General features: G+C 65.7%; 16 protein-coding genes and 2 tRNA genes. 5 read left to right on the top strand and 13 right to left on the bottom strand.

Features of this window, described 5'->3' with window-relative positions:
• Window positions 1-117 precede the first annotated feature (117 nt).
• Both ABWV23_RS20345 and parE read right to left on the bottom strand, forming a co-directional pair.
• Window positions 118-1032, bottom strand: coding sequence for an abortive infection family protein (locus ABWV23_RS20345; RefSeq protein ID WP_353351148.1), 915 nt, complete (start codon window positions 1030-1032; stop codon window positions 118-120).
• A gap of 14 nt (window positions 1033-1046) precedes the next feature.
• The gene (gene parE, locus ABWV23_RS20340; protein WP_353351146.1) at window positions 1047-3005 is read right to left on the bottom strand and encodes a DNA topoisomerase IV subunit B; all 1959 of its coding nucleotides are present in this window, start codon (window positions 3003-3005) and stop codon (window positions 1047-1049) included.
• 181 nt (window positions 3006-3186) lie between these two features.
• On the opposite strand from parE, the gene ABWV23_RS20335 reads away from it, so the two are divergent.
• Entirely contained in the window at window positions 3187-3867 is a 681-nt protein-coding gene (locus ABWV23_RS20335) for a dimethylsulfonioproprionate lyase family protein (protein ID WP_353351144.1), read from the top strand.
• Here ABWV23_RS20335 and ABWV23_RS20330 read toward each other — a convergent pair.
• Window positions 3864-4742 (bottom strand): alpha/beta fold hydrolase, encoded by an 879-nt coding sequence (locus ABWV23_RS20330; RefSeq protein ID WP_353351141.1) that lies wholly within the window; start codon window positions 4740-4742, stop codon window positions 3864-3866. The two genes, ABWV23_RS20335 and ABWV23_RS20330, sit on opposite strands and share 4 nt — an antisense overlap.
• A 160-nt stretch (window positions 4743-4902) precedes the next feature.
• Here ABWV23_RS20330 and ppk2 point away from each other — a divergent pair, with 160 nt between their 5' ends.
• From ppk2 to ABWV23_RS20310, 4 genes are all read left to right on the top strand, one after another.
• Window positions 4903-5886 carry a polyphosphate kinase 2 gene (gene ppk2, locus ABWV23_RS20325; RefSeq protein ID WP_353351139.1) on the top strand — a complete coding sequence of 328 codons (984 nt, stop codon included), beginning with the start codon at window positions 4903-4905 and terminating at the stop codon, window positions 5884-5886.
• A gap of 68 nt (window positions 5887-5954) precedes the next feature.
• Window positions 5955-6593, top strand: coding sequence for a DUF1007 family protein (locus ABWV23_RS20320; protein ID WP_353351137.1), 639 nt, complete (start codon window positions 5955-5957; stop codon window positions 6591-6593).
• Window positions 6584-7498, top strand: coding sequence for a nickel/cobalt transporter (locus ABWV23_RS20315; protein ID WP_353351135.1), 915 nt, complete (start codon window positions 6584-6586; stop codon window positions 7496-7498). The genes ABWV23_RS20320 and ABWV23_RS20315 overlap by 10 nt, the downstream gene beginning before the upstream one ends.
• 38 nt (window positions 7499-7536) lie before the next feature.
• On the top strand, window positions 7537-8895 hold the full coding sequence (locus tag ABWV23_RS20310) for an MATE family efflux transporter (protein ID WP_353351133.1): 1359 nt from the start codon (window positions 7537-7539) through the stop codon (window positions 8893-8895).
• 59 nt (window positions 8896-8954) lie between these two features.
• Here ABWV23_RS20310 and ABWV23_RS20305 read toward each other — a convergent pair.
• The 10 genes from ABWV23_RS20305 to ABWV23_RS20260 all read right to left on the bottom strand — a co-directional run bounded on the left by ABWV23_RS20305 (window position 8955) and on the right by ABWV23_RS20260 (window position 20713).
• Window positions 8955-9029, bottom strand: a tRNA-Gly gene (locus ABWV23_RS20305).
• 20 nt (window positions 9030-9049) lie between these two features.
• Window positions 9050-9124 (bottom strand) — tRNA-Gly (locus ABWV23_RS20300).
• A 111-nt stretch (window positions 9125-9235) separates the two neighbouring features.
• Window positions 9236-11572 carry a TRAP transporter fused permease subunit gene (locus ABWV23_RS20295; protein ID WP_353351131.1) on the bottom strand — a complete coding sequence of 779 codons (2337 nt, stop codon included), beginning with the start codon at window positions 11570-11572 and terminating at the stop codon, window positions 9236-9238.
• Window positions 11573-11654: 82 nt separating this feature from the next.
• Window positions 11655-12710: a TAXI family TRAP transporter solute-binding subunit gene (locus ABWV23_RS20290; protein WP_353351129.1), complete on the bottom strand. Its 1056-nt coding sequence runs from the start codon at window positions 12708-12710 to the stop codon at window positions 11655-11657.
• Window positions 12711-12758: 48 nt separating this feature from the next.
• Window positions 12759-14429 (bottom strand): sulfatase-like hydrolase/transferase, encoded by a 1671-nt coding sequence (locus ABWV23_RS20285; protein WP_353351127.1) that lies wholly within the window; start codon window positions 14427-14429, stop codon window positions 12759-12761.
• 129 nt (window positions 14430-14558) lie between these two features.
• Window positions 14559-15515, bottom strand: coding sequence for a LysR substrate-binding domain-containing protein (locus ABWV23_RS20280; RefSeq protein WP_353351125.1), 957 nt, complete (start codon window positions 15513-15515; stop codon window positions 14559-14561).
• 46 nt (window positions 15516-15561) lie between these two features.
• The gene (locus ABWV23_RS20275; protein WP_353351122.1) at window positions 15562-16305 is read right to left on the bottom strand and encodes an SDR family oxidoreductase; all 744 of its coding nucleotides are present in this window, start codon (window positions 16303-16305) and stop codon (window positions 15562-15564) included.
• 9 nt (window positions 16306-16314) lie between these two features.
• Complete coding sequence (locus ABWV23_RS20270; protein WP_353351120.1) at window positions 16315-17883, bottom strand: class I adenylate-forming enzyme family protein; 1569 nt, start codon at window positions 17881-17883, stop codon at window positions 16315-16317.
• Between the two features lie 60 nt (window positions 17884-17943).
• A complete protein-coding gene (locus ABWV23_RS20265) occupies window positions 17944-18735 on the bottom strand; it encodes a TIGR03084 family metal-binding protein (RefSeq protein ID WP_353351118.1) in 792 nt (263 codons plus the stop codon).
• A 1-nt stretch (window position 18736) separates the two neighbouring features.
• A complete protein-coding gene (locus ABWV23_RS20260; RefSeq protein WP_353351116.1) occupies window positions 18737-20713 on the bottom strand; it encodes an acetyl/propionyl/methylcrotonyl-CoA carboxylase subunit alpha in 1977 nt (658 codons plus the stop codon).
• Between the last annotated feature and the right edge of the window lie 11 nt (window positions 20714-20724).

Here is a 20724-nt window from a genome sequence, read left to right as displayed (position 1 = left end):
CTAGATTGGACACGAGCTTTGGAAGTATATCCATTTCCAACGTTGCTTCGACGTAAACTTGAATGATTTTTGTAAGCATCTGCCCTACGCCTGCATTCCTCGCAGAAACGCATTTCTTCAGCAGCCCTTGTGGCGCTGCAAGTATGTTTCGGTCGCGAAATCCACAAATGCAATCGCACAAGAGGCTGCTAACCTCGCATGTCTAGGCTCTAGGCCAACATGCTTACCGTCGCGACCATGCCCAGTACCGTATAAGCCGCGTAGTTCCGCTATCCCTTTTGTGATTGATGCGAGGTTGCTGAGCGTTCGCTTGATGCTTTCAGCGCCCTTGGCTTCTTTCGGGATGTCTTCCGGGACTAATGCCAACGCTTTACACATCTTCTTTGACAAAGTTGGTAAGTCGTCTGATTTTTGGAAAGGTTCCGCGTTCGGCAGCTGGGAAAGAATAGATTTACAACAGGATTCGATCAGGTCTTTTGCCGTTCCAATCGCCAATGCAGGATCCGTTTCAATAGAATCTTGAATGCGCGTGATCTCGGCCTGCATCCAGTTCGAAGACAGCTTTTCAGCAACCGTACTAGCACGTTGAATTTGGCTGTGAAATTCCGTGGTCCGTTGTGCAATAAAAACAGCTCTTCCTGCAATTTTCTGAGACTCAATTAGTCTCCAACCGGCTCGCGCCAGTTGGTCATTATAATGCGAAACAATTTTCGATGCTTCAAACACGTCTGGTCGAACGACTGGATGAACAGTCTCGCACAAGAAGCTTAAATAAGTACTATCGGAACAGTTAAGAAGATTAAATCGCGCGTCCGAAAAAACCCAGTCCATCGGCCAATCGTCGTTGTTTTCGCAATGCTGCCAGATGTCCTGATCGGCGGTTTTAAATCTTGGGTCGTAGCTGGGAATACTACGTAGATCGAAAAGTCTGCCCAAAAAATCAACGTCGCCCAGTTCGCCTGCATAATATATCTTCTCAAGCCGCAGCCCATCAAAGATATTGTTTCGAATTTGTCGCGTTATTTTCTCCAACTGAAACTTCCTAGTTAAACATCCAGCTCCTCCACGAACCTCGCGTTTTCCTGGATATACTGGAAACGCAATTCGGGCTTTTTCCCCATCAGCCGCTCCACCAGGTCGCCGGTTTCGCCCGGTTCGTCCTCGTCGATGGTCACCCGGATCAGCTTGCGCGATTTCGGGTCCATGGTAGTTTCCTTCAGGTCCTTGGCATCCATCTCGCCCAGGCCCTTGAACCGGCTGACGTCGATTTTTCCCTTTCCGCCCAAACCCTTGTCCAGCCACTCGTCACGCTCGGCCTCGTCCAGGCAATAGACCCGCTTGGCCCCTTGCGTCAGGCGGAACAGCGGCGGACAGGCCAGGTAGAGGTGGCCGGTGTCGATCATCGGCCGCATCTGGGTGAAGAAGAACGTCATCAGAAGCGAGGCGATATGCGCCCCGTCGACATCGGCGTCGGTCATGATGATGATCTTGTCATAGCGCAGGTCGTCGATGTTGAACCGCGTCCCAAGACCGACGCCAAGTGCCTGAGTCAAATCGGAAATTTCCGCGTTTGAGCTCAACTTGTTCGACGCCGCCCCCAACACGTTGAGGATCTTGCCCCGCAGCGGCAACAGCGCCTGGGTCTTGCGGTCACGCGCCATCTTGGCACTGCCACCCGCCGAGTCGCCCTCGACGATGAACAGTTCCGTCCCCTCGCGGTTGGTCGCCGAGCAATCTACCAGCTTACCCGGCAGCCGCAGTTTCTTGGTCGCCGTCTTGCGCTGGGTCTCTTTCTCCTGCCGCCGCCGCAACCGCTCCTCGGCGCGCAGCACCAGGAAATCAAGGATCGCGCCGGCCGATTTGGTATCCGCCGCCAGCCAGTTGTCGAAATGGTCGCGCACCGCGCCCTCGACCAGCCGTTGCGCCTCGACCGTGGCCAGCCGGTCCTTGGTCTGGCCCACGAACTCCGGCTCGCGGATGAAACAGGACACCAGCGCGCAGCCCCCGGTCACCAGGTCCTCTCGGGTGATCTGCGCGGCCTTCTTGTTGCCGGCCAGCTCGCCATAGGCGCGGATGCCCTTTAGGATCGCGGCCCAGAACCCGGCCTCGTGCGTGCCGCCCTCGGGCGTGGGCACGGTGTTGCAATAGCTCTGGATGAAGCCGTCGCGCGACGGGGTCCAGTTGATCGCCCATTCCACCTTGCCCGGCGTGTTGAACCGCTCCTGGAACTCCACGGTGCCGGAGAACGGCTGATCGGAATAGGTCGAGGCGCCGTTCAGCGTCTCGTTCAGGTAATCGGCCAGCCCGCCGGGAAAGTGAAAGGTTGCCTCGGTCGGTGTCTCGCCGTCGTCGATCTCGGACTTCCAGCGGATCTCGACGCCCGAGAACAGGTAGGCCTTGGAGCGGATCGACTTGAACAGCCGGGCCGGCTTGAACCGATGCGAACCGAAGATTTCCTCGTCGGCGTGAAAGGTCACCGTGGTGCCGCGCCGGTTCGGGGCGGCGCCGACCTTTTGCACCGGGCCAAGGGGAATCCCGCGCGAGAACCGCTGTTCGTGGAGCGTCTTGTCACGCGCCACCTGCACCACCATCGAATCCGACAGCGCGTTGACCACCGAGGCCCCCACCCCGTGCAACCCGCCCGAGGTCTGGTAGGCCTTGCCGGAAAACTTGCCGCCTGCGTGCAGGGTGCACAGGATCACCTCCAGCGCCGACTTGTCGGGGAACTTCGGGTGCGGGTCCACCGGGATGCCGCGGCCGTTGTCGCGGATGGTGACCGAGTAATCGCTGTGCAGCTCGACCTCGATGCGGTTGGCGTAACCGGCCACCGCCTCGTCCATCGAGTTGTCGAGCACCTCGGCCACCAGGTGGTGCAGGGCGCGATCGTCGGTGCCGCCGATATACATGCCGGGGCGTTTGCGAACCGGTTCCAGCCCCTCGAGCACCTCGATCGAGGAGGCATCATAGGCGGGTTGGGCGGCTCCGGAGAGGAGGTCGTTGGGCATCTGCTGGCTGCTCTTCATTCTTGGTTGAAGGCCAGTATGCCAGAGTGGCCCGGCAGGGGGAAGTGGGCGCGCAGCCCCCCTGCCGGGGTCAGGGCCCCGGATGTCGTTTCCGGGCGAGAGTGCGGCGCAGGTTTCCTTCAGCGAGGATCGCAAGACACCCCCTTCGCGGACAGGAGAGACCATGACCATGCTTCAGGAGGACATCGCCCCGGACCTGCGCCTCAAGGATTGCCCGGACTGGGGCTATCTGTTCCGGGAATTCTATGAGCTGTACCGCTTTCTCCCCTCGGGGGGCAGCCCGCGCATCCGTAGCCACCAGCGCACCGTGCGCGAGGCGCTGCGCCGGGGGGTGTCCAAGAACCCCGTGGTGGCGCCGCAGCCACCCGCCGACAAGCCGGTCACCGCGCATCTGAAACGGGCGCTGGACCTGGGACGCGAACAGAACCTGGCCCCGGTGGTGCGGGCGCTGGAATCGGTGACGCCGCTGCTGTCTTGGCAATACGGTTATGAAAAGGTACCCAAGGGGCTCAGCGGCGGCTATGCCTATGCCGAGCTTTGCGGTCCGCACGGGCCGGTGGTGATCGACGAGGTGATCCTCGGCGTGGTGCTTTTCGCACCCGGCTGCACCTATCCGGCCCATGCCCACAAAGGCATTACCGAGAGCTACATCTGCCTCTCCGGCGCGGTGTCGGAGAACCACCAGGGGGTTTATGCGCCCGGCTCGATGATCTTCAACCCGCCCGAGCACCTGCACCGGATCACCGTGGGCGACCGCGACCCGGCGCTGCTGGCCTATGCCTGGATCGGCGACCGGGGCGATTTGTCGGATCAGAAGATGGTGTTCACCCGCAAGGGGCGCTAACCGGCGGGCATCCAGTCATTGATCGCCTGCGCCACCTTGTCCGGGATCTGGTGGCAGATCCAGTGATCGGCCTCCTCGAACTCCACCCGCGTGAGATCGGGGGCGAACTCTTCCAGCCCCTCGGTTGCCTCCGGCAACAGCGCGGTATCGCCCCGCCCCCAGATCAGCAGGTGCGGACAGCGCACCATCAGCCGGTCGCGCGGCATCTCGGGCAGGTCGGTGATCGGCGCGCCGGGCGCGGCGACCTGCAGCGGCGAGGCGCGGTACCAGTGGATCATGGTCTTGAGCCGCCCCGGCCGCGACCATTCGGCGGTATACTCGGCCAGCTTGTCCGGCGTCATCCAGGCGTTGTTCATCTTGGCAAGGAACAGCGCCTTCATCTTCTCGAAATCATTGGCCGCGAAATGCTGCTCCGATCCCTCCCGCCGCAGGGCAAGGATGTATTGCGACGCCTCGGCCTGTGCCCCGCCGGCGGCCAGCGCGCGCTGGAACGGTCCCGGGTGCACGCCGTTGGCGATGATAAGCCGGCTGACCAACTCGGGGCGGAACATCGCCAGCCCATAGGCCACCGCCGCGCCCCAGTCGTGCCCCATGACCGTCAGCGGCCCGCCGATCTGTTCGATCAGCGCCGCCATGTCCTCGACCAGTTGCGAACCGCGGTACAGCGCCACGTCGTCCGGCGCCCAGCTTTGACCATAGCCGCGCTGGTCCGGCGCGATGCAGTGGAACCGGTCGGCCAGCCGTGGTGCCAGATCGGCCCAGGCGCCGCCATACTCGGGGAACCCGTGCAACAGCAGGAGCGGAGGATTGGCCGGGTCGCCCCAGCAGCGGATGTGGAACGGGTGGCCGTTCAGGTCGATGATCTCGGTTTTCATGCGCCCACTCTAACCGCGCGATGGCCCCGGGCAATGGCCCGCCGCGATGACGCGGGGTCACACGTCGCCGCGCTGCGGCGGGGATTGATCGGAATCAACGCGATGAACCGGGAAAAAGGTTAACATCACCTAAATGATTTAAATTGATGGAGCATTGCCCATGACGACCCCCGCCACCGTGCCCTCCCCGACGGAGCCTGACAAGAAGACCGACCCGGTGGCAGCCCCCGCGCCAGAGGGGGCATCTGCGCCGCAACCCGCCCCGTCCGGGTCCCGTCCGGCAACACCGCCCAGCCGCGAGGACGTGCGCCGCGCCTTCGAGACCGGCCGCTATCCCTATCGCAAGAAACTGGGGCGCCGGGCCTATGAGGCGGAGAAGGCGCAGTTGCAGGCCGAATTGCTCAAGGTTCAGCTCTGGGCGCAGGAAACCGGCGAGAAATTCGTGCTGCTGTTCGAGGGGCGCGACGCCGCCGGCAAGGGCGGCACGATCAAGCGGTTCATGGAGCATCTCAACCCCCGCTCGGCCCGCGTCGTGGCACTGAACAAGCCGACCTGGGAGGAGAAGGGGCAGTGGTTCTTTCAGCGCTATGTCCAGGAGTTGCCGACCAGCGGCGAAATGGTGTTCTATGACCGCTCCTGGTACAACCGTGCCGGGGTCGAGCGGGTGATGGGCTTTTGCACCCCCAACGAATACCTCGAGTTCATGCGCCAGACGCCGGAGTTGGAGCGGATGCTGGTCCGGTCGGGCATCCATCTGTACAAGTACTGGTTCTCGGTCACCCGCGCGGAACAGCAGCGCCGATTCCAGTCGCGCGAGACCGATCCGCTGAAACAATGGAAGCTGTCGCCGATCGACAAGGCCTCGCTCGACAAGTGGGAGGATTACACCGAGGCGAAAGAGGCGATGTTCTTTTACACCGACACCGCCGACGCGCCCTGGACCATCGTCAAGTCGAATGACAAGAAACGCGCCCGGCTGAACTGCATGCGGCATTTCCTGTCCTCGATCGACTACCCGGACAAGGATCACGCGTTGGTGGGGGCACCCGACCCGCTGATCGTCGGGCAGGCGCAACATGTCGTGCACCGCACCGATCATATCCTCGGCACGGCTCAACATCCCGACAAGCGCATCGCGCGCTGATCGGCGGTGCGGCGCCGCCTGACGGCGCCGGATCTTGCTTGGGGCGCGAATGCGGCTTAACTCAACCCATGTCCGTCGTCCTGCGTCTGTCCTTTCTGGTTTTCCCCCTCGCCCTGGCCGGTGAGGCCACGGCGCATCCGCATGTCTTCGTCGAGGCCGGCGTGGAATTGACGGTGGATGCCGCCGGCACTGCGACCGGGGTCACCGTTAGTTGGGAGTATGACGAGTTCTACTCGCTGACCAGTTTCGAGGAGTTGGGGCTGGATACCGATTATGACGGCGTGCTGACGCCCGAGGAATTGGCCCGGCTCGACGGGTTCGACCTGAACTGGATCGACGGCTACGAAGGCGATCTGTACCTGTCCACCGCCGACGGGCCCGTGGACCTGGGGCCGCCCGAGGGCCGTGGCGTGGAGGTTGTGGAGGGGCGCATCCGTTCGTCCCATTTCCGACCGCTGGCCGTGCCGATGCCGGCGGCGGGGCTGACTTTGCAGGTCTACGATCCGGGGTATTACACTGCCTATGGGCTTGGGCTGGGCGTCTCGGTCGACGGCCCTTGCAATGCCGAGGTGATGCCGGCGGACCGGGACGAAGCCGACGCGCGGCTCACCGCCCTTTTGCAAGAACGGACCGCCGAGCAGGTCGAGGTCGACTTCCCGGCCGTCGGCGATGCCTATGCGGATACGGTGGCGATCCGATGCGAATAGTGATCTGGGTCGGAGCCCTCGCGGTGGGGGTGGCGGCGCTCTGGCTCTGGGCATTCGACGGGGCCAACTGGGTGGCGCAGGCAGCAATCCAAGGCCAACACCGGGCGCAGGTCGCCATGGCACAGGGGCTGCGGGCGCTGAAGGCGGGCGAACCCGGCGCCCTGACCGCGCTGATGGGGCTGTGTTTCGCCTATGGGTTCTTTCATGCCGCCGGGCCGGGACACGGCAAGATCGTGATCGGCGGCTACGGCGTCGCGCGAAAGGTGCCGGTGCTGCGGCTCTCGGTGCTGGCGCTGGGGGCGTCGCTGGCACAGGCGGCCAGCGCCGTGGCGCTGGTCTATGCCGCGTTCGGCCTGTTCGGATGGGGCCGACGCCAACTGGTGGGCGCGGCAGAAGACCTGTTCGCGCCGCTCAGCTACGGCATGATCGCGCTGGTCGGGCTCTGGCTGGCGGTGCGCGGCGCCCGGCGGCTTTGGCGCATGCTCGGGCGGGAGCACCCTCACCATCCCCACGGTCACCATCACCACGAGGCCGACGGCATCTGCGACAGCTGCGGCCATCGCCACGGCCCGACCCTTGAAGAGGCTGCACAGGTGCATGGTCTGCGCGATGCGCTGGCGGTGATCGCGGCGGTCGCCGCGCGCCCCTGCACCGGGGCGATCTTTGTGCTGGTGGTAACATGGCAGATGGGAATCGCCCTGGCCGGAATCGCCGGCGCCTTTGCCATGGCGCTCGGCACCGCCTGCGTGACGGTGGCGGTGGCACTGGCCGCCGCGCTGTTCCGCGCCGGCGCGCTCGAGCGTTGGAGCGGCCCCGGCGCCCAGCGCGCGGCGGCAATGCTGGAGCTGGCGGCCGGGATCGTGGTTTTCGCCGTCGCCCTGCCGATCCTGTTGCGCGCCATCTGAGCCTTGCCGGAGCAACGCAAGCCGCCTAATCCAAGGGGATGACACGCGAACAGATGACATATGGCGGCCATGCGCGCGCCGTGGCGCTGCTGGGCCTGCCCCTGGTGGGCGGGCACCTGGCGCAATTCGCCATCGGCTTGACCGACACCATCATGGTGGGCTGGTACGGGGTCGAGGCGCTGGCGGCGGTGACGCTGGCCAGCAGCTATTTCTTCGTGTTGTTCCTGACCGGGGCCGGGTTCGGCTTGGCGGTGATGCCTATGGTGGCGGCGGCCAACGCGGCAGGCGACGAGACCAGCGCGCGCCGCGCCACCCGCATGGGGTTGTGGCTGTCGGTGTTCTATGCCGTTTTGGTGATGCCGTTGCTGTGGTGGTCCGGGCCGATCCTGCTGGCCCTGGGGCAAGGCGAAGAGGTCGCGGCGGATGCCGCGCGCTACCTGCGGATCGCGGGCTGGGGTCTGTTCCCGGCCCTGCTGGTCATGGTGCTGAAATCCTATCTCGCCGCGCTGGAACGGACCCAGGTGGTATTGTGGATCACGGTGCTCGGCGCGCTGGCCAACGCGGTGGCCAACTATGGGCTGATCTTCGGCAACTGGGGCCTGCCCGAAATGGGGGTCCGCGGTGCGGCGCTGGCCTCGATCCTGACGCATGCGGTCTCGCTGGTGGCGGTGGTGATCTACGTGCTGCGCACCCTGCCCGAGCAGGAGTTGTTCCGCCGTCTCTGGCGCCTCGACCGGGAGATGTTCGCGCAGGTGTTCCGCCTGGGGGTGCCGATCGGCATCACCAGCCTGACCGAGGTCAGCCTTTTCTCGGCCTCGGCGCTGATGATGGGCTGGCTCGGCACCGTGCCGCTGGCCGCGCATGGGATCGCGCTGCAACTGGCGTCCGCCACCTTCATGGTGCACCTGGGGCTGAGCAACGCGGCCACCGTGCGCGCCGGCAATGCCTATGGCCGTCGCGACCGAACGCATATGGCGCGCGGGGCGGCGGTGGTCATCGCGATGTCGCTGACGGCCTCGGCGCTGACCATCGTGCTGTTCCTGACGGTGCCCGATCCGCTGATCTCGCTGTTCCTCGATCCCGACGACCCGGGCCGGCCGCAGATCCTCGTGATCGGCACCACGTTGCTGGCGGCGGCGGCGTTGTTCCAGCTTGTCGACGGCGCGCAGGTGATCGCGCTGGGGTTGTTGCGCGGGGTGCAGGATACCGGCGGACCGATGCTGATCGCCGCGCTGGCCTATTGGGGGGTGGGGATCCCGGCCTCCTACGTGCTGGGATTTCCGCTGGGATTCGGCGGCGTCGGCATCTGGCTGGGGCTGGCCTGCGGCCTTGCGGTGGCCGGCGTTCTGCTGATGGCACGGTTCTGGCGGCAGGGGCTGGCCCGCGCGGAAAGCTAGACCCGTGCCGGGCGCATTGCGCCCGGCACCCGGTCAAGATGATGGTCTTCGGAAGATATTGGAGCGGGCGATGAGATTCGAACTCACGACCCCAACCTTGGCAAGGTTGTGCTCTACCCCTGAGCTACGCCCGCGTCCTGGGTCTTCACTTCAATGGAGCGGGCGAAGAGATTCGAACTCTCGACCCCAACCTTGGCAAGGTTGTGCTCTACCCCTGAGCTACGCCCGCGTCATTGAGTGAGGCGTGAGATATAAATATCCGGCTGTGGCCGCAAGGGGAAATACGCATGCGGCGGAAAAAATTTCACACCGGGGCGCTGGTCCCCTTGCCCCTGCCCTTTCACACCGGCGCCCGGCCCCCTCGCCCCGACCAGTGCCAAGCCACCAGCGCCGCGGCGGCGGCCATCGCGCCGAGGCTGAGCCAGGGCGCCTTCATCAGCACCAGCACCGCCAGCACCAGCCGCAGCAGCAGTTCGGCACCACCGATGGGCCGTGTTTCGTGCCGGGCAAGGACGCTGGCCAGCAGGTAGAGCGCCACGGCCACCCGCAGGATCACGAAGGCCATCGCGCCGATGTGAACCGACCCGTCGTACCCCTCGAGATAGCGTGCGCCGCCGGTGGTCGGGCTGAGCTGCGCCGCCTCGATCAGCAAAAGCTCGGGGTAGAAGGCAAAGACGAAGGGGATGACGAAGATCACCACCCCTGCCCGCACCGAGGCGATCCCGGTGCGCATCGGGTCAGCCTTGGTGATGGAGGACGCGGCAAAGGCGGCCACCGCGACCGGCGGGGTGATGGCGCTGGCCACCGCGAAATAGAAGATGAACATGTTGGCGGTGAAACTGGCAATCCCGAGCCCCACCAGCATCGGCCCCATCAGCAGTGCCACGTTGATATAAGCCGGCACCGTGGGCATCCCCATGCCCAGCAGGATCGCCATCAGCATGGTCGCCATCAGGGCGAGGAACAGAAACAGCGCGCTGTCGCCGATCAGCCCGCCCGAGGCGCGCAGCCACGAGATGATGTCGACGGCGATGTAATTCGACAGCCCGGTCAGGTTCAGGCAGAAATCGATCACCGAGACCGCGAGGAACATCAGGTAAAGCCGGCTGACCAGCAGCCCGGCCTCGGCCAGAGCGGTCACGATCCTGCCGGGCGATTGGCGGATCTCTCGGTCGAGAAAGAACAGCACGATCAGCAGCGCCATCGCCCACCATCCCGCCGAGCCTGCATCGCCGGCAGAGTTCTGAAACAGTTCCAGCAGCCAGGGCAGGCTCTCGGCCCGGCAGCCGGCTTCGGTGACGATCCGCGTCACCCCCCAAAGCCCGGCCAGCGGACCGCAGCCCACAGCCTCCTTGGGGGTGAGCAGCAGCAGCAGGATCAGCCCGATCGGGGCAAAGATCATCACCAAGTGCAGCTTGTCGGCCCGGGTCAGGCGCATGTCCTCGGTGGCTTCGCCCACCGCCTCGATCCCCTGCTTGCGGGCCTGGAACACGACGGTCAGGAACAGGCAGCCGAAATAGGCGGCGGCGGGCAGCGCGGCGGCGATGATCACCTCGCGATAGGGCACCACCGTCATCGCCGACAGGACAAAGGCCGCGACGCCCATGACCGGCGGCATGATCTGCCCGCCGGAAGAGGCCGCCGCCTCGATCCCGCCGGCAAAAGTGCGGTTGAACCCGCGCTTGAGCATCATCGGGATGGTCAGCACCCCGGTCGAGAGCACGTTGACCACCGGCCCACCCGAGATGGTGCCGAACATCGCCGAACTGACAATGGCCGCATGGGCCGGACCACCGCGCAGCGACCTGGTCCAGAGAAACGCCAGCTTGATCAGGGATCGCCCGCCGGCAGAGACCCCGAACAGCGCCCCCAGCACGATATAGGGGAACACGGTATTCATCAGGATGCCCATGAACCGGCCCAGCAGACCCTGGGCATTGTTCACCAATATGTCCTGCATGTTGGGGCGCCCGTCGATCAGCTGGCGCGGCTCGCCGCCCAGCTTGGTGACGAGGTACTTGTTCATGTCCTCGGCGCCAAAGGCGTACCAGACCAGCACCGTCAGCAGCGTGTAGGTGGCGATCAGGATGGCGACCGCGACGAGGGGAAAGCCCCAGACCTTGACGTTGTAGCCCAGGAACACCGCGATGGCGCAGGCCACCATGGGAAAGATCCACAGCCCGAGCGTGTCGATGCAACTGGGATCGTCGACACTGTTGGGCGGCGGCAGGCCCATGGATTCGGCGAACTCGATCTCCTCCTGCAGCGCCCTTGCGATCAGCTCGGCGCGCGCGCCGGTGACCTGATCGATCAGGCAGACAGAGTCGATCTCGATCAGGTAACCGACCGCCACCGCCACCGCCATGACCACCAGCCCGACATCCATCGCCAGCCCGAAGCCGCGCAGCGCCGGGCCGCGCCCGCTCCGGCGGAAATCGCGCGCCATCGAATTGTCCAGCGCCACCGCGCTCATCATCACGACGAAGACCAGCGGGAACAGGTACTCGTAACTGAACCGCCGGATCACCACCCCCTCGCCCAGAACCGAGGCGGCCAGCGCGTCGAGCCCGGGAATGGAGGGCAGCGTGTTGAGCAGGCCGATCACGACCAGCACGAGCCCCAGGACGAGGGACAGGCGCCGGGCCGGTCCCGGCTTGGCAAGCGTTTCGGATGTCATGGCTGTCCCCTGTCCGCAGGCGGATCGAATGGGCCGGGGCGCACGCGGGCGGTCCCCCGGCCGGGATGCGCAGGCGCGCGTGTCAGTCCTTGGCGCAGTCGGGCACGGTATAGCCCGCCTCTTCCCAGGCGGCGACGGCGCCGGGGTGGTATTTGAGCGAATTCAGCCCGCAGAACCCGGAGAGCTTGGGGTCCAGCGTGGCAAGGCCGACGTTCTTCATGTAGGCGGTCTTGGCCTTGAGCGCGTCGAGCTTGTCGATGTACTCGGCGACCAGCGCCTTGGCCAGGTCAAAGGACATGTCCTTGTGCACGATATCTGCAAAGGCGGTGCCCAGACCGCGAAAGGTGGCGTCCTCCGAGATCAGGCGGATGCCCTTGCCCTCTTCATAGCCCATGTCGGCCCAATTGATGACGATGGGCACATTGCCCGGCGCGTTGAAGATCTTCTGATAGGCGTCGCCCTCGAACACCGCCTTGGGGGTCGAAACGATCACCGCGTTGCCGGCGGCCTGCATGGTGGTGGCCCGCGCCGAGGGGAAGGTCAGCGGAAAGACGAAGGCATCCATCGACCCGTCGACCAGCGTGGTCGGAAGCTGGCCCCAGTTGGACTGGTGGCCGGTGTAATCCTCGCCGTCCTTCAACCCGGCCGCGAGGAAGATCGCTTGGCGCGCATTGACCAGCGCGGCGCCGCGCGGCGGGCCGTTCCAGACCTCCTTGCCCTTCAGGTCGTCCCAGCTGTCGATGCCCTCGCTCTCCAGCGCGATCAGCCCATAGGCCCCGGCGTTATAGGGATACAGCGCGCGCAGGTTGGCGGCCAGTTCAGCGCCCTTGTCGCCCTGCTTGGAATAGGGGCCACGGCCCTTTTCCAGCAAGAACCCCAGGATCAGCGGCATCGGCGCGATGTCGGTGCGCCCCTCGGCGACGTTGAGCACGGAATTGGTCAGGGTCTGCCCCTCCTGCACCTGCAGGCTGGCGAGTCCGGCGGTGTTGGCGATCTCGGCCATGTGCAGGATCGAGACATGCGGGCTGTTGCCGGGGCTCGACGCCTCGGCGCTGAGGTTGACCTGTGCCGCCGCCGGATCGGCCCCGAGGGCGCCCGAGGCGATCAGGGCTGCAAGGCCCAGTGCGAGATGTTTCATGCTTTTCCTCCCTGTGGAACATGCGGGGCCTCCTCCGACCCCGTTCTTTCAGCCGCGCGGCCCCGCTTTCATGTCGGGGGCGGTGCGGCCGCGATACTTGACCGTGAGGTCCAGCGGCGTGTCGTTCTCGTCGTAGATGCCGATGACGACGCCGCGCTTGCGGGTCTTGGTGCGCATCTCGATCAGCTGTTCCTCGCTGCGGGTGGTGCGCTGCGACGCGCGGCGGGTCCAGGCAAAGAGCTTGTCGTACATCGTCGTGATGATCTCGGCGTGAATGTCGCTGTCGCCCAGGTCGGTCAGTTCCTGCGGATCGGCCACCAGGTCGAACAGCATCGGGCGATGACCGCCCTCGAAATGGATCAGCTTCCAGCGTTTGTCGGCGACCATGAACATCACCGCGTCGCGCACCGGGATATCGTTCATATGCGCCACCGGCGTGGCCGAGAAATCATATTCGCAGATGACAAAGTCGCGTTTGGTTTCCGTCCGCTCGCCGCGCAGGATCGGCAGCAGGCTTTCGCCCTCGAGGATATGATAGGCGGGCGCGCCGCCCGCGACCTCGACGAAGGTGGGGGCCAGGTCGATGGCCTCCACCAGCGCATCGCAGGTGGTGCCGCGTGTCGCGTCGGCCTCCGGGCTGGGATCGTAGATGATCAGCGGCACCCGGGTGGAGGTGTCGTGGAAAAAGGTCTTTTCCCCCATCCAGTGATCGCCGAGGAAATCGCCGTGATCCGAGGTCAGCACGATCATGGTGTCCTCCATGCGGCCGGTCTCCTCCAGCCAGGCGAACAGCCGCCCCATCTGGTCGTCGGCCTGCTTGATCAGCCCCATGTAGGCCGGGATCACCGTCTCGCGCACATCCTGGCGCGAAAAGGCCTCGCCGACCTTGGTGTCCATGAAGGCCTTGAACAGCGGGTGCGCGTGCTGACGTTCGGCGTCCGAGCGGATCACCGGCTGCACGTGTTCGGGACCGAACATCGAGGCATAGGGTTCCGGCACGATATAGGGCCAGTGCGGCTTGATATAGGACAGGTGACAGCACCACGGGCCGTCATGGCCCTGCATGAACTCCATGCCGCGCCCGGTCAGGTAGGGGGTTTCGCTGTCCTGCTCGGCGATGTTGGCGGGCTCGCGCGAATTCTTCAGGAACCACCCCGACAGCACGTTGCCCTCCGCGTCGAGGCCGGAATTGGCAAAATCGTGCCAGGGGTTGTCGCTCTCATAACCCTTGGCCCTGAGCCACTTGTTGTATTCCCGCGCGCCGTCCGGGTCATAGGAGCCATCGGGCCCCTCGGGCAGCATGCCGTCGTCACGCTCAAAGACGTCGAAGCCGCATTCGCTCACACGGGCGCCGATCAGGCTGTCGGGCTCCAACCCCAGCCGGGCCATCCCCTCCTCGTCCGCGCGCATGTGGGTCTTGCCGACCAGATAGCAATCCATCCCCGCCTTGCGCAGGTGGTCGCCCATGGTGATCTCGCCGACCTTGAGCGGGATGCCGTTCCAGCTGGCGCCGTGGGAATGCACGTAGCGCCCGGTATAGGTACTCATCCGCGAACTGCCGCAGATCGGCGACTGGATATAGGCACGAGTGAACCGCACGCCTTTCTCGGCCAGCCGGTCGATATTGGGGGTGTCCAGATGCGGATGCCCATAGCAGCTCAGGTAATCCCAGCGCAGCTGGTCGAACATGATGAACAGGACGTTCTTTGGTTTGGCCATTCCTTATGCGGCGCGCGCCCCCGGCACCGGCGGTTGCGGTGTCGGGATCGACGTCACCTCTCCTCCCGTGACATTCGGTCGCAACCTAGCAAGCCCCGCCACAGGGGAGAAATAATGATTCCGAACAGCCTATATCGGTTCCGCTATACCGCCCCCGGTGGGAAGCAACAGGTCCCGCACCTCTTCGCGGATCATCTGCATCAGCAATTGCGCCGGGGCGCTGATCGTCTGCCCCGCCGGCGTGGTCAACCCGACCGCCCCGTCCATCGCGCCGCGCGCGAAATCGAGGCACTCCACGGTGCCCTCCGACAGTTCGCGCCGCATCGCGCCCATCGGCTGGCAGACCACCGCGTCTGACATGGCCATGTAGGAACGCGCGAATTCAAACGAGATCGTCTCGATCATGTTGCTGAGGCGCGACACCCCCTGCGAGACCAGGAACCGGTCCAGTTCCGCGCGGATGATCGTGTCGGGGATAGGGATCACCACCGGATAGCGGTCAATATCGCGGATCGTCAGGTCCGCCCGCTCCGCCAGCGGATGGCCCGCCCGGACAAAAAAGACCAGCGGCTCGCTGTAGAGATGCTCGAAATTCATACCCTGCATGTGCTCGACGGCCAGCAGCCGGCCAAAGCCGAAATCAACCTTGCCGGTCCGCAGGTAGTGCTGCAGCCCACCACTCGTGGTGGCGATGAACCGCAGGTCGACCGTCGGGTAAAGCACCTTGAAGCGGCGCACCGCGCCAGGCATCACCACGCGGACCACGTTGGGCAGGATATAAGCCACCACCTGCGCCTCCGCGCTTTGCCCCTGCAGTGCCTCGAGCCCGCGGTCGATCTGGCCCATACCATTCGAGACATAGGAAAACAGCGTGTTGCCGATGGCGTTCAGCACCAGCCCGTTCGCGGTGCGGTCGAACAGCGGGCCGCCCAACTCCTCCTCCAACTCGCGGATCGAGCGGGAGACGGCGGGCTGCACCGTGCCCATCGCCTCGGCCGCGCGGGTGACCGACCCGAGGTTGGCCACCGACAGGAAACAGCGCAAGTGGCGCATGCGGATGCGGTTCGATGCCAGCCCCTTGATCATCCTGCCGCCCCTTCCCTTTGACCCGGTCCCGCCCGACCCGGATGCCTCACATCTCGTCGAAGCCCTGATAGAACCGGTTGTGGGTCGGCGAAATCAGGATCTCGTTGACGCAGGCATGCGGCGGCATCCCGGCCACGAAGCGTACCGTGGCAGCCAGATCCTCGACCTGCAGCATGCGATCGCGCTCGGCTTGGGCCGGAGGATTGGGGCGCTTGTCGAGGATCTCGGTCGCCACCTCGCCCGGCATGATCACGGTCGAGCGAATGCCATGGGCGCCACCCTCGTCGTTGATCGTCTCGTTCAGCGCGATCACCGCCCGCTTGGTCGCGTTGTAGGCCGCCCCGGTCAACCGTCCGGCGTAGCGCCCGGCCCAGCTGGAGATCAGGATCACCTGCCCACCGCCGCGCGCACGCATCCCCGGCAGCACCGCGTGCACGGGATGGAACACGCCGTTGAGGTTGATGTCGACCACCCGGCGCCAATCCGCGCCGGTGACGTCGAAAAGCGCGCGTTGCGGCACGTTCAGCCCGGCGTTGGCCAGCAGGATGTCGACATCCCCGATCCGTTCCGCCGCGGCCGCCACGGCCTCGACATCGGTGACGTCAAGCGGCTCGGCGCGGGCCAGCCCGCCGCCTGCCTCGATCTGGCTTACCACCTCTTGCAACGGCTCCGGACGGCGCCCCGAAACCACCACCTCGGCCCCCGCTTCGGCCAGCGCCCGCGCGGCGCCCGCTCCGATGCCGGAGCCGCCACCGGTGATCCATACCCGTTTTCCAGTCAGTGTTTGCATCTTTCCCCCTCAGGCCGGTTGCTTTTCCCAGTATGGCGCGCGCAGCTCGCGCTTGAGTATCTTGCCGATCGAACTGCGCGGCAACGCGTCCCGGGTCTCCACGCTTGCCAACCGCTGGCTCTTGCCCAGCACCTCGTTGGCGCGTGCGCGGATCTCTTCTGCACCCTGGGTCGCGCCGGGCCGCAGCACCACCAGCCCCAGCGGCGTCTCGCCCCAGTGCTCGGACGGCACCCCGATCACCGCCGCGTCGGTCACGTCCGGATCCGCCAGCAGCACCCGCTCCAGATCATCGGCAAAGATGTTGAGACCGCCGGAAATGATCATGTCCTTCTTGCGGTCCGACAGGATCAGGAACCCGTCCGCGTCGAACCGGCCCATGTCGCCCGAACGGAAGAACACCCGCCCCTCGGGATCGCGCCAAAGGTAGTCTTCGGTCAGGTCATCGCGGCCGAAATACCCCGCCATCATGGTGGGCGAGCGGCCGACGATCTCTCCGACCTCGCCGGGCGCGACCTCGCGCCCCTGATCGTCGATCAACCGGATTTCGCTGCCCGGGGCGGGCTGGCCCACGGTGTGCAGCTTGTCTGGATACTCATGCGCGGCCAGCATGGTGATTCCGCCGCCCTCGGTCAGGCCATAAAGCTCGGTCAAAGTGCCGGGAAAACGGGCCAGTGCGTCGCGCTTTACATCCGCGCGCAGCGGCGCCGAGGTCGACCATTTGAAGCGCAGCGCGCCAAGGTCGATCTGGTCGAACTCCGGCACGTCGAGGATGCGCTTGTACTGCACCGGCACCAGCATGGTGTGGGTGATCCGCTCACGTTCTGCGATCTCCAGCCACCCGCGCGCGTCGAACTTGCCCATCAGATGCACGGTCGAGCCCCCCGCCAGTGTCGGCAGGAAGGAGACGATGGTGGTGTTCGAATAAAGCGGCGTCGACAAAAGCGTGCGCGCGTCCTGATCGTAGCCGCTCAGCGCGATCCGGTCCATCTGCGCCGCGCGCAGCCCGTGGTCGTGCAGGATGCCCTTGGGCGTTCCGGTGGTGCCCGAGGAATAGATCAGGTTGAACCGGTCCTCCATCGCGATGGGGATATGCGGGTCATGGTTCGGGGCCGCCGCCAGCAGCGCCTCATAATCATCAACACCGGGCCCGTGAAAATCCAGCGCCACCACCCGCAGCGACAGGGTTTCGACCGCCGGCCCGGCCAGGTCCCGATAGGCATCGGCCAGGAAAAGGATACGCGCACCGCAATCGGACAACATGCCCTTGAGCGCCGAGGGCGAGGCCATGGAAGACAGCGGCGTGACGCAACCACCGGCGCGCAGGATCCCCATGAACAACTCGGCATAAGCAACTGAGTTGGGGGACAGAATCGCCACCGGCTCTCCCTTTTTCAGCCCCATCGCCAACAGCGCGTTGGCGACCCGGTTGATCCGCGCGTCGAACCCCGCCCAGGTCAGGCGCGTCGCGCCACAGACCACCGCCTCGGCCTGCGGTTTGTTCCGCGCGGCGTTACGCACCATCTCGACCACGCCCAAACGCGGCTGCTCCGCCCCGGCCGGGCGTTCGAACTGGATCATGCGGATTTCCTCCCCTTCGCACGCCACGACCCTAATGCCCGGCGCTGCCCGAACACAAGCTCAGCCGGCCGCATGACGCGTGCCGGGCTCTGGCGGCGCCTCGCGCCCGCCGGCAAAACATTGCGCCGTCCGCATCCAGCCGGTGGCCACGGGGCCGGACACCCTCAGCGCGGTATCGGCGATGTTGCGGGTCTGGGTGACCACCTGGGCAAAGTCCACCGCCGCGCCCTCGATCAGGTCGGGAGACTCCGGATCACCGAAATCCCAGACCGCTCCCGAGGGCGCGGTGAGGCGCAGGCGCGGCAGCCGGTCGGGAACCTCCAGCCCCTGGACCTTGTGCGACCAGGCAAAGGTATTGACGCCCAGCACAACGATATTGCGGATGCGGTCGGCATCCCGCCGCCTAACCCCCAGAAGGTCAAAGATTTCCTGCCCGTGGGCCCAGGTTTCCATCTGCCGCGCGGTGATCGAGGAGCGCGCCGACATCTCGGGTCCGGCCCATTTCACCCGGGTTTTCGGATCGACCCCGGCCCAGCGCGCGGCCATGTCTCGGAACTGCGCCTGCCATGCCGCGAACAGGGCGCAGCCGCGTTCGACGATCGCGGCGTTTTCCACCGGGCGCATCCCGGATTTCATCATCCGGGGCAGTGCCGCACCGATGCTTGCATCGAACCCCGCCGGATCGGTCAGCGACAGGTCCGCCGCGCGGTTCCAGTAATAGAGATGCGTGATCACGTCGTTCACGGTCCAGCCCTTGAACTGGGAGACGCGGCTCCACTCGCCCTCTGGCAGGTCGGTCAGCACCTCTGCCAGCGCCTCACTCTCCTCGAGAAAATCTTGTGCCTGCTGCATCTTACCTCTCAACCTTAATCTCGATCATCACGTCTCCGCCGGCCAGGTGCGCGCCCGGCGCCACATGCACGGCGCTCACCGTTCCGGCGCTGGCCGCGGTGATCTGGTGTTGCATCTTCATCGCCTCCAGCACCGCCAGCACATCGCCACGCGCTACCGGGTCGCCCGGCGCCACTGCGACCGACAGCACCAGACCCGGCATCGGGGCGGTGACCTGACCGCTGGCGGCACCGGCGGCCAAGTCGCGACCGGCGCGAAGCCTGTGAACCGTCAGCCGACGCGCGCCGAGGGCGAGGTGCAGGACATCTCCGGCCCCGGCGTGGCTCACCTCGTGGCGGCGGGGTCCGATGCGGGCGCGGAGCCGGTTTTCGTACATTTTTTCGACCGAAACGTACAATGCGCCCTCACCCACCCAAACCCGCCAGCCGCCGGGGTCGGCGGCGACGCGGCAAGTCCATTCGACGCCCCCGATGTCCAGCGTCAATTCGCGCGGCAACAGCGGCGTGCTCGACCATCCGATCTGGTCGGCGGGCACATGGCCCGCGCAGGCCAGCGCGTCGGCGCGGTCCCGCTCCATAAACAACGCGGTGGCCAGTGCCAGTTCCTCGGCCGTGGGCGCGGTGGCGGAAAACCCCTCCGGATAGCTTTCATCGAGAAACGCCGTCGTGGCGGCGCCCTGCACGAAACCCGGCTGCCGCAGCACATCGGCGAGGAATTCGGTGTTGGTCACGGTGCCGAGCAGGACGGTGTCCTCGACCGCGCGGGACAACCTGGCCACGGCATCGGCGCGGGTGGGCCCATGGGCGATGATCTTGGCCAGCATCGGGTCGTAGAAGGGGGACACCTGCATCCCCGTGTTGATCCCGGCATCGACCCGCACCCCGGCGCCTTTGGCAGGCTGCCAGAGCGTGACCGGGCCGGTGGCGGGCAGGTAGTCGCGCGCCGGATCCTCGGCATAGAGACGCACCTCGATGGCGTGACCGGAAAGGGTCACCTCGTCCTGGGTCAGCGGCAGCGCCTCGCCCCGTGCCACGGCGATTTGCAGCGCGACGAGATCGAGGCCGGTGATCAATTCGGTCACCGGGTGTTCGACCTGCAGGCGGGTGTTCATTTCGAGGAAGTAGAACCCGCCGTCCTGATCCAGCAGGAACTCCACCGTACCGGCACCGAGATACCCTACCGCGCGCGCCGCCTGCACCGCCGCCGCACCCATCGCGGCGCGCAGATCGGGGGTGACAGCGGGGCTCGGGGCCTCTTCCACCACCTTCTGGTGGCGACGCTGAACGGAACAGTCCCGCTCGCCCAGATGGATGGTGTTGCCGTGGCTGTCGGCAAAGACCTGGATCTCCACGTGCCGGGGCCGCAAAAGCGCGCGTTCGAGGATCAGCTCGCCCGAGCCAAAGGCGTTTTCCGCCTCGGACCGGGCGCGGGCCAGCGCCTCGGGCAGTGCGCCCGCGTCGTGAACCAACCGCATGCCGCGCCCACCGCCGCCGGCCGCGGCCTTGACCATGAGCGGAAAGCCGATCTGCCCGGCGGCCGCGATCAGGGCCACGTCGGACTGATCCGCCCCTTGGTCACCCGGCAGGCAGGGCACCCCCGCCTCGGCCATCAGGCGTTTCGCACCGGCCTTGTTGCCCATTGCCTCGATCGCCTCGGGCGTGGGGCCGATGAAGGTGAGACCCGCCTGCCCCACCGCGCGGGCGAACCCAGCGTTCTCGGACAGGAAGCCATAGCCGGGATGGATCGCCTGCGCCCCGACCTCCTGCGCGGCGCGAATGATCTTTTGCCCGTCGAGATAGCTGTCGGCGGCGGGACCGGCGCCGATCTCGACCGCCGCGTCGGCCATCCGCACATGCGGCGCGTCGGCGTCCGCCGTCGAATGGACCGCCACGCTGCGCAGACCCATCGCGCGCAGGCTGCGGATGATCCGGCAGGCGATTTCGCCGCGATTGGCGATCAGGATGGTGTCGAGTTGCATTGCCGCCCCCT

Origin of the sequence: Aquicoccus sp. SU-CL01552 (assembly GCF_040365005.1) — a bacterium.
Taxonomy (GTDB): Bacteria; Pseudomonadota; Alphaproteobacteria; order Rhodobacterales; family Rhodobacteraceae; genus Antarcticimicrobium.
The sequence above is the reverse complement of the archived record's forward strand: the minus strand, read 5'-3'. Positions and strand labels throughout refer to the sequence as shown.

Bases quoted from the DNA above. Each gene is read 5' to 3' on its own strand.
- ABWV23_RS20275 (WP_353351122.1), bottom strand. From the start codon at position 16,305: ATGCAAACACTGACTGGAAAACGGGTATGGATCACCGGTGGCGGCTCC.
- ABWV23_RS20260 (WP_353351116.1), bottom strand. From the start codon at position 20,713: ATGCAACTCGACACCATCCTGATCGCCAATCGCGGCGAAATCGCCTGC.
- ABWV23_RS20335 (WP_353351144.1), top strand. From the start codon at position 3,187: ATGACCATGCTTCAGGAGGACATCGCCCCGGACCTGCGCCTCAAGGAT.
- ABWV23_RS20265 (WP_353351118.1), bottom strand. From the start codon at position 18,735: ATGCAGCAGGCACAAGATTTTCTCGAGGAGAGTGAGGCGCTGGCAGAG.
- ABWV23_RS20290 (WP_353351129.1), bottom strand. From the start codon at position 12,710: ATGAAACATCTCGCACTGGGCCTTGCAGCCCTGATCGCCTCGGGCGCC.
- ABWV23_RS20330 (WP_353351141.1), bottom strand. From the start codon at position 4,742: ATGAAAACCGAGATCATCGACCTGAACGGCCACCCGTTCCACATCCGC.
- parE (WP_353351146.1), bottom strand. From the start codon at position 3,005: ATGCCCAACGACCTCCTCTCCGGAGCCGCCCAACCCGCCTATGATGCC.
- ABWV23_RS20320 (WP_353351137.1), top strand. From the start codon at position 5,955: ATGTCCGTCGTCCTGCGTCTGTCCTTTCTGGTTTTCCCCCTCGCCCTG.
- ABWV23_RS20315 (WP_353351135.1), top strand. From the start codon at position 6,584: ATGCGAATAGTGATCTGGGTCGGAGCCCTCGCGGTGGGGGTGGCGGCG.
- ABWV23_RS20285 (WP_353351127.1), bottom strand. From the start codon at position 14,429: ATGGCCAAACCAAAGAACGTCCTGTTCATCATGTTCGACCAGCTGCGC.
- ABWV23_RS20310 (WP_353351133.1), top strand. From the start codon at position 7,537: ATGACACGCGAACAGATGACATATGGCGGCCATGCGCGCGCCGTGGCG.
- ABWV23_RS20295 (WP_353351131.1), bottom strand. From the start codon at position 11,572: ATGACATCCGAAACGCTTGCCAAGCCGGGACCGGCCCGGCGCCTGTCC.
- ABWV23_RS20270 (WP_353351120.1), bottom strand. From the start codon at position 17,883: ATGATCCAGTTCGAACGCCCGGCCGGGGCGGAGCAGCCGCGTTTGGGC.
- ABWV23_RS20280 (WP_353351125.1), bottom strand. From the start codon at position 15,515: ATGATCAAGGGGCTGGCATCGAACCGCATCCGCATGCGCCACTTGCGC.
- ppk2 (WP_353351139.1), top strand. From the start codon at position 4,903: ATGACGACCCCCGCCACCGTGCCCTCCCCGACGGAGCCTGACAAGAAG.